Genomic DNA, 12,027 nt, shown 5'->3' with positions numbered 1-12,027 from the left:
TGGGGATGAACTTAAATGCCAATAACGTTGCTTGACGGAATTCTATTGGGCATCACTCTCGTTTCGGCGGTTTTGGCCATGGTGCGCGGCTTTTCGCGCGAAGTTTTGTCGGTGGTTTCCTGGGCAGCAGCGGCCGCAGCGGCATACCTCTTCTATAAGCCGGTGATTCCGTTCCTTACGCCCTATATCAGCAATGATACAATTGCCCAGATCGCAGCTGCTGGCCTCGTCTTCGTCGTTACGTTGATTGTCGTGTCGATCATTACAATGAAGATTGCCGATTTCATCATCGACAGCCGTATCGGCGCACTCGATCGTACGCTGGGTTTCCTCTTCGGTGCGGCGCGGGGCATCCTTCTCGTCGTTGTCGCCATGCTGTTCTTCAATTGGCTGGTTCCCGAGAACCAGCCGGCATGGGTGGGTCAGGCAAAATCCAAGCCGATGATCGATCAACTGGGTACAAAACTGATCAGCCTGTTGCCAGAAGATCCGGAATCAACCATCCTTAACCGCCTGAAGCCCGGTACGACAGCGGCTCCGGATGCGGCACCCGACGGCACCACCACAACACCGGAGCCGAAGGAAGATATTCCGCCGGAAGGGTCGACAAACCAGCCTTGATGCAGTCGAAGAACACAACTGCGTCAATATTGGCATTTATCAGGCCTTGGCGTTTACTTGGTAATGCTCCATATACGTGGCATAATGCGAAATAGGCACAATTGACTCGATCCAAGGTAATCTTGGGGCGGAAGGGCTGGCGGCAATGACCGACATTTCTCGTAACGATAATCAATTGATGTCCCTGGATGACGACACACTGCATGAAGAGTGCGGTGTGTTTGGCATTTTGGGGCATCCCGACGCCGCGACCCTGACCGCGCTCGGGCTGCACGCCCTGCAGCATCGCGGCCAGGAAGCAGCCGGTATCGTCTCCTATGACGGGAAACAGTTTTGTTCGGAACGCCGCATGGGTCTCGTCGGGGACCACTACACCAATCCGGCAACCCTTGCACAACTGCCCGGCGACCGGGCGATCGGCCATGTACGCTATTCGACCACCGGCGACACGGTTCTGCGCAACGTGCAGCCGCTTCTGGCCGAACTTGAGGTCGGCGGCATCGCCATTGCCCATAATGGCAATTTCACCAATGGCCTCACCCTGCGCCGCCAGCTGATTGCCGATGGCGCCATCTGCCAGTCCAATTCCGATACCGAAGTCGTATTGCATCTCATCGCCCGTTCGCGCCATGCTTCATCCAGCGATCGCTTCATCGACGCGATCCGCCAGATGGAAGGCGGTTATGCGATGCTCGCCCTCACCCGCACCAAGCTCATCGCTGCGCGTGACCCGATCGGCATTCGCCCGCTTGTGATGGGTGAACTCGACGGCAAGCCTATTTTCGCTTCCGAGACCTGCGCACTTGACATTATCGGTGCGAAATTCGTCCGCGATATCGAGAATGGCGAAGTGGTGGTCTGCGAGATCCAGGCTGATGGGTCGATTAGCATCGATACTTACAAGCCGCAGAATCCGAAGCGCGAACGGCTTTGCCTGTTTGAATACGTTTACTTCGCCCGTCCGGACTCGGTCGTTGGCGGACGCAATGTCTACACTGCCCGCAAGAACATGGGCATCAATCTCGCCAAGGAAGCACCACTCGAGGCCGATGTGGTGGTTCCAGTTCCGGACGGCGGCACCCCGGCAGCCATTGGCTTTGCCCAGGCAAGCGGCATTCCCTTCGAGCTCGGCATCATCCGTAACCATTATGTCGGACGCACCTTCATTGAGCCAACCCAGTCGATCCGCGCCTTTGGTGTGAAGCTGAAGCATTCGGCCAACCGTGCCGTCATTGAAGGCAAGCGCGTGGTGCTTGTGGATGATTCCATCGTGCGCGGTACGACTTCGGTCAAGATCGTGCAGATGATCCGTGACGCCGGTGCACGCGAAGTGCATATCCGCGTTGCCAGCCCGATGATCTTCCATCCAGATTTCTACGGCATCGACACGCCCGATGCGGACAAGCTGCTGGCCAACCAGTATGCGGACCTTGATGCAATGTGCGAATACATTGGAGCAGATTCCCTGGCATTCCTATCCATCGACGGGCTTTACAAGGCTGTCAGCGGCGCCCCTCGCGATCCGCGCTCGCCGCTGTTCACCGATCACTACTTCACTGGCGATTATCCGACGCGGCTTCTCGACAAGGACGGGGCGAGTAACGTTCGCCAGTTCTCGCTTCTCGCAAATAACGGTTGAGTTCACTCTATGATTTCTGACGGCAGTTTTCGGCTGGACGGCAAGCTTGCGCTTGTCACCGGCGCATCCCGTGGCATTGGCTATTCGCTTTCCAAAGAACTCGCTGCACGCGGCGCTCACGTCATCGCCGTTGCCCGCACAGTTGGCGGGCTTGAGGAACTCGACGACGAAATCAAGGCAGCAGGCGGAACCGCAACGCTCGTTCCCTTAGACTTGACCGACATGCCCGCCATCGACCGGCTGGGCGGTTCCATCCATGAGCGCTGGGGCAAGCTTGATATCATGGTCGCCAATGCGGGCATTCTGGGAACGATTTCGCCAATAGGACATGTGGAGGCGAAAGTCTTCGACCGATTGATGGCAATCAATGTCACGAGTGTATGGCGCCTGATCCGCACCACCGATCCCCTCTTGAAGTTGTCTGACGCCGGCCGCGCCGTCCTGCTAACATCGAGCGTGGCACATACTGCTCGCGCCTATTGGGGACCTTACGCCGCTTCCAAGGCCGCTGTGGAAGTGATGGCGCGCACCTGGGCCGAGGAATCGCAACAGACGCGCTTGTGCATCAATTCCGTCGACCCTGGGGCTACCCGCACCGCCATGCGTGCGCAGGCTATGCCAGGCGAAGATCCTGAGACCTTGCCCACGCCGGCGGAGGTCGCCGCAAAGATCGCCCTGCTCTGTGACCCGGCGCTAAACGCGACCGGCAAGCTCTACGACGTGCGCGCCGACAAATTGCTGAGCTACAACGACCCGAGTTAACCTACGAGGCGGATGATCTTTTCAGCCTTCTCGTTTGCGACAGAAGCCCGGGCACGCCATGCCTTCGGGCTCATACCGGTGACACGCAGGAACTCGCGATTGAAATTCGACTTCGTCTGAAAGCCGGCATCGAACATGATCCGCGTGATCGGCTCGTCGGTATCAGCGAGCGAGCGGCAAGCTTCCCTCACCCTGTAATCATTCACATATTGCGAGACACTCATCGATTTGACGCGGTTGACCGCGCTCGACACTTGCCGGACCGAGAGCGCCATTTTCCGGGCAAGCCGGTTAAGATTGAGATCGACATCACGATAGAGCGTGCGCGATTGCATCAGATCGTCGAGAGAGGCTGCTATTTGCGTATCCTCAGCACTCGGCTGGCTTGTGCGCCCGTCGTCCTCGACCTCGACGTCAGCCGGTGACTGGTTGGCACCCGCCACAGTTGCCGCTGTACCCAAAACCAGCAATGCAAGCACGTTGCCAATGGCGACAATCTGGCCGGAATGAATGCCGCCGGATCGCGCGAAGTCCAGGCTGATAATGATATCGATGACGGCCGAGGCAGCGATGGCGAAAGCTGTAACCTGCAAGGCACGATGAGAGTTGATCACCCCATCGAGGCGCGACGAGGCAAGAGCATCCGGACCTGCCGATGCCAGCCATGTAAGCGCAACGCCATAGCCCGCAAAGATCAGAATGAGCGCGAGAGAGATCGGTGCCGGCCAGAACGCGACCAGCGCCGCCACAAACAATGGCGGGAGCGCGTGCAGCCACAGCAGTGGCCGCTTTAAGGGAGAGCGCCCGGTACGCAAGCCCTCGAAGCTGAGCCAGGCCAGCGACGCGATAGCGGCTGCAAGCACGGCCTGGACCGGCAACACTCCCCTAAGGTCGTAGCCCCAACGCAAACCAATGACCATTGATTGCAAGGCATAGGCAGCAATCAAGCTAAAGAAAAACGGATTCAAAACAGTCACTTCCCGCCGTCTGATCATCTGGATCAGAAGGATGGACAGCAGCAACGCAACGACAAAGGGCAACGGAACAAAGATCATCGTCGAGACCACGGTAATTCGGAACATCACTATGTCCTGAATTGCGATCGCGGACGACCTGAAATGCAATCCAGGTCGAAAATACCAGTCACATGCAGCTTCCTGAGATCAGCGCTGATGATGGCGCCGAATCTCAGGAGAATATGATGCCCGGTTTTTTCGCTTCATTGATATTACTTTTAACAACACTCAGCCCCGTTGCGGCAAGGGCGGAGCCAAGCAAGCCGCTCGACATGGCGAACATCAAAACGGTCGCCATAACGGGAGAGGCAAGCCGCGTCGAGTTCACCACCACGGACACGCAGCCCTACGCCGCAAGTATCTCCGGCAATCAATCGGGCTGGTTTTCGAACTGGTATTCGAGCTGGTTTTCAAACGCTTGTGAGACAGATACGACAACGGAAGTGAAAGATCAGACATTGCTGATCCATGTTGCGGAATCGCCTCTGATAAGCCTTTCCGATTGCGAAGTGCGCATCAACGTCAATCTGCCGAAAAACGGCGATATTAACATCCAGCAGCAAGCGCTTTACGCAAAATTGTCTGGCGACTATCGCGGCATCACCATCAGCAGCAATGCCGCCGATTTCTCTCTGGACGGCTATGCATCAAGCCTCGACATCAAAGGCGATGCAGTCCGCAGCGACATGCGGTTCGAACGGACGAACCACAGCGAGACGATCCGGCTGGATTCACACGCCTTGGACGCGAGCTTCAGCTTCGTCAAGGATACGCCCATCAGCTACCTGATCGATGCCAAGGCCTCGTTCATCGACAGCAAGCGCGAAAGCACGCCCGGGGCAAAGCCGTCAATCGAGATCAGGAGCGAGTATGTCCGCGCCACGATCCGGTAGCGCCTTCAATCATCATCAACGACATCCAAATGAGGGATCAATTATGAAAATTCTCAAGCTCGTAGCAATCCTTGCCATTACTGCTTTTAGCACGTTTCAATCGGCGCAGGCCGCAGGTCTCACATTCATCGAGGTGCCTTCCAACAATCGTGGACCCGTTCTGACGGCTGCCGTCTGGTATCCGTGTGTTGGCAAGCCGACACGGGTAGAAATAGGCTTCGACTATTCGACAGCTGTGCAGGACTGCCCACTCACAGCCGAAAAACTTCCGCTCATCGTGATCTCTCATGGTGTGGGTGGATGGTCCGGCAATTATCATGCACTTGCTGAAATGCTTGCCGATGCAGGATTTGTAGTCGCTGCCATCAATCATCCACGGGATAGCGGCGCATCGAAAACGAGAGATCCGAACGATATAGCTTCCATGACCCAGCGCCCTGTCGATATGACAAGGCTTGTCGATTTCATGCTGGATCGCTGGTCAAATGCATCGCAGATCGATCCGGAACGAATCGGCGTTTTCGGCTTTTCACGAGGCGGCTTCACTGGCCTCGCCATGATAGGCGGCAACCCCGACTGGAAATTGCTGCTTGATAATTGCCCGACCTATCCGGGAAACCGCTTTTGCGAGCAAATTCGCAGCTCCGCAATTGCTCCTTTGGCCGGTGATCCACGGATCAAAACTGCCGTGTTGGTCGACCCCGCGGGCGGTAGCCTATTCACCGCCGAAGGCTTGGGCAAAGTGACGGTTCCAGTCCAGTTATGGGCATCCGAATATGGTGGAGACGGCCTATCGCCCAAAGATGCCGCCACGGTTGCTCATAACCTGCCTGCCAAGCCAGACTATCGCATCGTGCCAAACTCTGGCCATTTCTCTTTTCTCCCACCTTGCAGCCAGGAATTTGCAAAACTCGTGGGAAACTCCGGTGAGCCTGAGCTATGCACCGACACGGCAGGCTTTGATCGCGTGGCTTTCCACAAGCAGTTCAACGCAGATATCCTGGCCTTCTTCCGCAAAAATCTGATGGAAGCCGAGCAGTGAAACCCGCCTGGTTCCGAAATCAGGAAGGGGTTTCGGAACCAGCGCTTTCAGCTTCTGCCAATGCGGCGCGATCTGCCGCTTCGTAGCGCTTCCATGCCCGTGCACTGAACGGTAGCGAGATGAAGAACGCAATTGCCGTCAGTGTTAGCGTTTGCCACGTGTAGCTCATCAGGAATGCCACGTAGACCACGATGAACAGGAATGTGGGCATGACCCAGTCCGAACGCAGCCTCGTTCCTGCCGCCTTGCCGCTATAGACCGGCAGGCGGCTGATCATCAGCACTGCGACACCGACGGTATAAGCGGCGGCCGCAAAGGCGATCGCACGCGTTGGCGCGAGACCGAGAAAGCCGAGATAGACCGGCAGCATGACGAGCATGGCTCCGGCCGGAGCCGGTACACCCGTGAAGAAATTGTTCTGCCAGAGCGGCTTGCCCACTACATCCAGCATCACATTGAAGCGTGCCAAACGCAGGCAACATGCGATGCAGTACAGCAGCGCCGCAATCCAGCCGAACGAGCGCGCCTGATCCAGCATATAGGCGTAGAGCACCAGCGCCGGAGCAACGCCAAAATTGACGATGTCGGCCAGCGAATCCATCTGTGCGCCGAATTTCGTGGAGCCCTTCATCATACGGGCGATGCGTCCGTCGATCCCGTCGAGAAATGCCGCGAGAAGCACCATGGACACTGCCAGTTCGAAACGATTCTCGAAGGCCAGTCTGATACCCGTCAGCCCGGCGCAGATAGCGAGAACTGTAATCACATTGGGCGCGAGATAGCGCATGGGGATTCGTCGGCCAACGGGTCCGGCAGTCTGAGGCTTCTCGTCAAACAATGGATCGACTTCGGTCTCGGTCATGCGCTCTGCCTCAACTGATCCGGACCAACGGAGCGCTTGCCGCGCCACCGAATTCGGCGATGACGGATTCGCCGCCGACTGCAGTCTGGCCGATCGCGACGCGCGGCGTAAAGCCCTCCGGCAGATAAACATCGACGCGCGAGCCGAAGCGGATGAGACCGAACCGCTCGCCGATCGAAATGGCAGTGTTTTCGTCGGCCCAGCAGACAATACGGCGTGCCACAAGCCCGGCAATCTGCACGACGGCAATCTCACCATTTGGACTGTCAATCAAAAGGCTGTTGCGCTCATTCTCCGTGCTGGCCTTGTCGAGGTCGGCGTTGAGGAATTTGCCAGGCTTGTGCACGATCGTTGTTATCCGGCCGCGCACCGGAGCGCGATTGATGTGGCAGGAAAAGACATTCATGAACACGGATATCCGGGTCAACTCCTTGTCGCCAAGACCAAGCTCGCGCGGCGGGATAGCGGGCCCCACAGCCGACACGATACCATCTGCCGGACTGATCACCAGCTTATCATCGGTCGGGGTAACACGCTGCGGATCACGATAGAAGTAAATGCACCAAGCAGTAAGGATGAGACCGATCCAGAACAGCGGTTCCCAAAAATAGCCGAGGACAATCGTCGATCCGGCAAAACCAGCGATGAACGGATAGCCCTCCCGATGGATAGGTACCAAGGTGTTGCGTATGGAATCGACAAGACTCATTAATTTATTCCTGGTTGTGCCGGTAGCCCGTATTCTCTGAAACGGCGAGCGCTTCAGGCAGGTCGCGCGTTACTTATCGGAGATTGGCAGCAGGAGCAAACCATTCAAGCGGGCATAGCGGGCTTTCCACGCACGATGACGCCAAGGTCGTCTTCCTCTTGTACGCGGCGCAAACGCTCCTCAGCTTCCGTAGCCTCGCGCTGACGGTTCCACATGGAGGCATAGAGCCCCCTCTTGGCCAAAAGTTTCGCGTGGGTGCCGCGCTCGGCGATCACTCCATCCTTCAGGACAATGATGTCATCAGCAGCGATGATGGTTGAAAGCCGGTGGGCGATAACCAATGTCGTGCGATTGCGACTGACAAGATCAAGCGCGGACTGGATCTCATGCTCGGTGGCGCTATCGAGCGCCGAAGTCGCCTCATCGAGAATCAGAATAGGCGGAGCTTTCAAAATCGTCCTTGCAATCGCCACGCGCTGCTTTTCGCCGCCGGAAAGCTTAAGTCCGCGCTCTCCCACCATGGCGTCATAGCCTTCGGGCAACGTTTCAATGAAAGGTCCTATCTGTGCAAGCTCCGCCGCATTGCGCATCTCGGCCTCTGTCGCAGTGATGCGCCCGTAGCGGATATTATAGGCGATGGTGTCGTTGAAAAGGACCGTATCTTGCGGAACCATGCCGATAGCCGATCGCAAGCTGTCCTGCGTCACGTCACGGATGTCCTGGCCGTCAATGGTGATCGAGCCGTTCTGGATGTCGTAAAAGCGGAACAGCAGGCGCGACAGGGTTGATTTGCCTGCACCGGAAGGCCCAACAATTGCTACGGTTTTGCCTGCGGGAACCTCAAAGCTGACGCCTTTCAGGATCGGGCGCTTCGGATCATAGGCGAACTGTACGTTGTCGAAACGCACGGCCCCGCGTTCGATCACCAGTGGCCTGGCATCCGGCCTGTCCATCACTTCCTGCTCGACGTCGAGCAGGTCGAACATTTGCTCGATATCCGTTAGACCCTGACGCACTTCGCGATAAATAAAGCCGATAAAGTTGAGCGGGACTGACAACTGCATCAGCATTGCATTGATGAAGACGAAATCACCCAATGTCTGCGTACCCGCAATCACCTCCCTGCCCGACATGATCATCATGACCGCCATGCCGATGCCGAAAATCACCGCCTGTCCAAAGTTAAGCCAGCCAAGCGACGTCCAGATGCGTGTCGCCGAAATCTCGTAGCGCGCCATGGCAGCATCAAAACGACCGGCCTCCATAGTCTCATTGCCGAAATATTTGACAGTTTCATAGTTCAGCAGCGAGTCGATTGCCTTGGAGTTGGCGTCGGTGTCAGAGGCGTTCATGTCCCGGCGAATGCCGATGCGCCAGTCACTGGCTCTTACCGTGAACCATGTGTAGAGCCACACGGTAGCCACCACGACTGCCAAATAGGACATTCCATAGGTCACGGCGAAAATCACCGCGGTCATCAGAAACTCGATGATCGTCGGCGCCGTATTCAAGATGGTGAAGCGAACGATGGTCTCGATGCCCTTCGTTCCGCGTTCGATGATGCGCGAAAGACCACCGGTACGGCGCTCCACGTGGAAGCGCAGCGACAATTCATGCATATGTACGAAGGTCTTATAGGCAAGCTTTCGTACGGCATATTGGCCGACGCTGGCGAAAAGTGCATCGCGCAACTGGTTTAAACCCGCCTGCACGATACGGGCTGCATTGTAAGCTGCCACGAGCATGAGCGGGCCGACGAGAAGTGCCGGCACCAGATCAGACGCCTCAAATTTCCCATTCAAGGCATTTGTCGCCCATTTGAAAAAATAAGGAACCAGGATCAGGACCACCTTCGAGATGATCAAATACACGGAAGCCCAGACGACCCGCATTCTTAAATCAGGGCGTTCCATCGGCCACATATAGGGCCAGAGATTACGAATGGTCTGAAGGGTTTTTCCAGACTCGTCTGAGACGGTTTTGTTGGCCACTGTTAATCCTTGAAGACAATTTCGAGTTCGGGCAACGCTTGCGTTTCCCCGATGATTGTTTCTGGCGAGCAGCAAAGGCGGGCCATGTCGTTCACGAGTGCGGCTATACTGGCAAACGCTGCCGGATCGATGCTGTAATGAGAGCTCTGGCCAGACTGCTTGTAGCGGACAAGACCGGCATCGACGAGAATCTTCAAATGCTGTGATACGGTCGACTGTGCCAGATCAAGCCCCGCGACAATATCTTTGCAACACGAAGCATCAAGGCACGCGAGCTGGCGGATAATGCGCAAGCGCGCTGGATGTGCCAACGCGGCGAGTATGCGCGCTGTATTGGCATCAGAATGATGTTGGAACGAGCCCGTGCATTTCATCGTTCATCGGCGATAAACGATATAATTTTCTGATGCAAGGAGAAATTGCGATTCTTTTTTTCGAAAACGGGCGTTTACAGCCCGTCTTTTCTATTGAACTACAGGTTTATCTTTTTCTGGCAATGCAAAGATCTGCCCGGGGTAAATCATGTCCGGATTGCGGATCTGTTCCTTGTTAGCCAAATAGATGGTCGTGTAGCGCATGCCAGCACCATAGGTACGGCGTGAAATCTGCCAAAGACTGTCACCGCGGCGGATAATCACCGAACCATCGACGTTCTGCAGGGGCGTGCCCGCTTCAGCGACTTGCGGCGCCTGTCCGTCGGTTTGTGGTACAATCGCACCAGTCTCGGTTTGCGTATCGGCACCTGGAGTTGCCGGTGCGACAGCCGAGACACGCTCGCCGGCCTCGCGCTTGAACGGAACCGCGGCTCTGGCCACGACCGTCACGCCATCCTTGCCCAGCATATCAGCACGGATGATATAGTCTCCGACAGCCAGCTGCTGAACAGTCTGTACCAAAAACCGGCCATTAGGTGCTGTCTTTGTCGTTCCAAGCAGAGTGGAATTTGCGTAGACCTTTACCGCAGAGCCCGCTTGGGCATTACCAGCGACGAAAATCTTGCTGCCTTCAAGCTCGACAGCCTCGACCGTGATCAACGCTTTCTCTGCGGGAGCGATGCCCGGCTTGTCACCCTTGGGTGCAGCAACAGTTGTTGGCTGGGTGGATGAAGGTGCGGGTTCCACCGGCTCGGGCTTTGTAATCATGCGGCTTGGCTGGCCGGATTGTTCAACAAGCGCCAATACCTGACCAGTCTTTGACTCTGGAATGGAAACTATTGCCGTCTCAAGCGAAGTCATGGCGCTGCCGTCTTGTGTTGTCGAACGCAAGACAAGCTGGTAGTCGCCGGGCTTCAGCGGATTATCCAGCGCGATAACAAAATCACCATTCTCAGTCGATTTCGTCGTGCCGATGACGCTCGAGCGCGACAAAAGGTCAACCGTCGCATTTTTTGCGGCATTGCCGGCGATGACGATGGTGCCTGAGGGATCGACACGCAGAACATCAAAAGTTGGCGCGCCATTATTTGCCGTTGCTGGCGGCGGAGCCGAAACCTGTCCGGAAGCAACGTCTGTATCCGGTACGGTCGTCAGGGACTGAATTTGGGGTTCGGAAGTTGTCGCGGGCACTGCAGGCTGTGTCTGCACCGTTCCACTCATCACAGGGGCCGGTTGCTCCACAACAGGCTTGCCCGGCATCAGGCCCACATAGGCCGCAACAAGACCGGCAGCAACGACAGTACCAAATCCCAAAAGCGCAAATTTATTCTCGAACATCGTTCCCCGATCCTATTGTTCCTTTTGCTCTACCGCCTTTTCTGTCAGGCTACAAGAAAACCCTTTAGATTCAGACCCATTCTTTCGACGTATCCATAAAGCCGGCGTATGAAACTTTTGTCTCGCATTTGTACCGACTTGACGTTTTGTGATGTGCAAGGCACCACTCATTGTATGAGCAAGATTCGATCCATTTGTGTCTATTGCGGCTCCTCACCGGGCCGCGACCCGATTTACAAACAAAGCGGCAAGCTTCTCGGCCAAACGATCGCTGAGCATGGGCTTGAGCTCGTCTATGGCGGCGGCACCAAAGGCATTATGGGCGCAGTTGCAGACGGAGTCATGTCTGCGGGTGGCAAAGTCACAGGAATTATTCCGAAATTCCTGATGAACAAAGAGGCCACCGAACACGCGCTTGGCCAGCTTTCAGAGCTTATTGTTACCGAAGACATGCATGAGCGCAAGCATAAGATGTTCGAGCGCTCGGACGCGTTCGTTACCTTGCCCGGCGGTATCGGCACTGTGGAAGAGATCGTCGAGATCATGACGTGGGCGCAACTCGGCCGTCATCGGAAGCCTATGGTCTTCGCCAACATCAACGGATTTTGGAATCCGATGCTGGCCCTCATCGAGCACATGAAAGCCGAGGGTTTCGTGCACACGTCACATTTGGTCAATCCGCTTGTGGTAGAGAAGCCGGAAGATATCGTACCCGCCATCCTCAATGCTGCTGCACGAGGTGACCGGGAAGGCAATGAAGCAATCATAGAGCGGCTGTAG

At 56.2% G+C, this 12,027-nt stretch carries 12 protein-coding genes; 6 read left to right on the top strand and 6 right to left on the bottom strand.

Features of this window, described 5'->3' with window-relative positions; all coding sequences use genetic code 11:
• The first annotated feature begins 15 nt into the window (after nucleotides 1-15).
• From LB462_RS01900 to LB462_RS01890, 3 genes are all read left to right on the top strand, one after another.
• Nucleotides 16-621 (top strand): CvpA family protein, encoded by a 606-nt coding sequence (locus LB462_RS01900; RefSeq protein ID WP_112527851.1) that lies wholly within the window; start codon nucleotides 16-18, stop codon nucleotides 619-621.
• Nucleotides 622-766: 145 nt separating this feature from the next.
• Complete coding sequence (gene purF, locus LB462_RS01895) at nucleotides 767-2,260, top strand: amidophosphoribosyltransferase (RefSeq protein WP_112527847.1); 1,494 nt, start codon at nucleotides 767-769, stop codon at nucleotides 2,258-2,260.
• A 9-nt stretch (nucleotides 2,261-2,269) separates the two neighbouring features.
• Nucleotides 2,270-3,022 carry an SDR family NAD(P)-dependent oxidoreductase gene (locus LB462_RS01890; protein WP_224505706.1) on the top strand — a complete coding sequence of 251 codons (753 nt, stop codon included), beginning with the start codon at nucleotides 2,270-2,272 and terminating at the stop codon, nucleotides 3,020-3,022.
• Here LB462_RS01890 and LB462_RS01885 read toward each other — a convergent pair.
• Nucleotides 3,019-4,104 carry a helix-turn-helix domain-containing protein gene (locus LB462_RS01885; RefSeq protein WP_224505705.1) on the bottom strand — a complete coding sequence of 362 codons (1,086 nt, stop codon included), beginning with the start codon at nucleotides 4,102-4,104 and terminating at the stop codon, nucleotides 3,019-3,021. The genes LB462_RS01890 and LB462_RS01885 overlap by 4 nt on opposite strands.
• A gap of 206 nt (nucleotides 4,105-4,310) precedes the next feature.
• Here LB462_RS01885 and LB462_RS01880 point away from each other — a divergent pair, with 206 nt between their 5' ends.
• A complete protein-coding gene (locus LB462_RS01880; RefSeq protein WP_224505704.1) occupies nucleotides 4,311-4,931 on the top strand; it encodes a hypothetical protein in 621 nt (206 codons plus the stop codon).
• 43 nt (nucleotides 4,932-4,974) lie between these two features.
• Nucleotides 4,975-5,973, top strand: a complete 999-nt coding sequence (locus LB462_RS01875) for an alpha/beta hydrolase family protein (RefSeq protein ID WP_224505703.1) — start codon at nucleotides 4,975-4,977, stop codon at nucleotides 5,971-5,973.
• A gap of 19 nt (nucleotides 5,974-5,992) precedes the next feature.
• On the opposite strand, the gene pssA is transcribed toward LB462_RS01875, so the two are convergent.
• The 5 genes from pssA to LB462_RS01850 form a co-directional block, all read right to left on the bottom strand.
• On the bottom strand, nucleotides 5,993-6,835 hold the full coding sequence (gene pssA, locus LB462_RS01870) for a CDP-diacylglycerol--serine O-phosphatidyltransferase (RefSeq protein ID WP_370637025.1): 843 nt from the start codon (nucleotides 6,833-6,835) through the stop codon (nucleotides 5,993-5,995).
• 10 nt (nucleotides 6,836-6,845) lie between these two features.
• A complete protein-coding gene (locus tag LB462_RS01865; protein ID WP_224506030.1) occupies nucleotides 6,846-7,577 on the bottom strand; it encodes a phosphatidylserine decarboxylase in 732 nt (243 codons plus the stop codon).
• A gap of 71 nt (nucleotides 7,578-7,648) precedes the next feature.
• On the bottom strand, nucleotides 7,649-9,535 hold the full coding sequence (locus LB462_RS01860; protein ID WP_370637024.1) for an ABCB family ABC transporter ATP-binding protein/permease: 1,887 nt from the start codon (nucleotides 9,533-9,535) through the stop codon (nucleotides 7,649-7,651).
• A 2-nt stretch (nucleotides 9,536-9,537) separates the two neighbouring features.
• On the bottom strand, nucleotides 9,538-9,909 hold the full coding sequence (locus LB462_RS01855) for an ArsR/SmtB family transcription factor (RefSeq protein ID WP_224505702.1): 372 nt from the start codon (nucleotides 9,907-9,909) through the stop codon (nucleotides 9,538-9,540).
• A gap of 90 nt (nucleotides 9,910-9,999) precedes the next feature.
• Nucleotides 10,000-11,247 carry a LysM peptidoglycan-binding domain-containing protein gene (locus tag LB462_RS01850; protein ID WP_224505701.1) on the bottom strand — a complete coding sequence of 416 codons (1,248 nt, stop codon included), beginning with the start codon at nucleotides 11,245-11,247 and terminating at the stop codon, nucleotides 10,000-10,002.
• A 174-nt stretch (nucleotides 11,248-11,421) separates the two neighbouring features.
• On the opposite strand from LB462_RS01850, the gene LB462_RS01845 reads away from it, so the two are divergent.
• Entirely contained in the window at nucleotides 11,422-12,027 is a 606-nt protein-coding gene (locus LB462_RS01845; protein WP_112527829.1) for an LOG family protein, read from the top strand.

Origin of the sequence: Phyllobacterium chamaecytisi (assembly GCF_020164455.1) — a bacterium.
Taxonomy (GTDB): domain Bacteria; phylum Pseudomonadota; class Alphaproteobacteria; order Rhizobiales; family Rhizobiaceae; genus Phyllobacterium; species Phyllobacterium chamaecytisi.
Note: the sequence above shows the minus strand (reverse complement) of the source record. Positions and strands in the feature narration are given on the sequence as shown.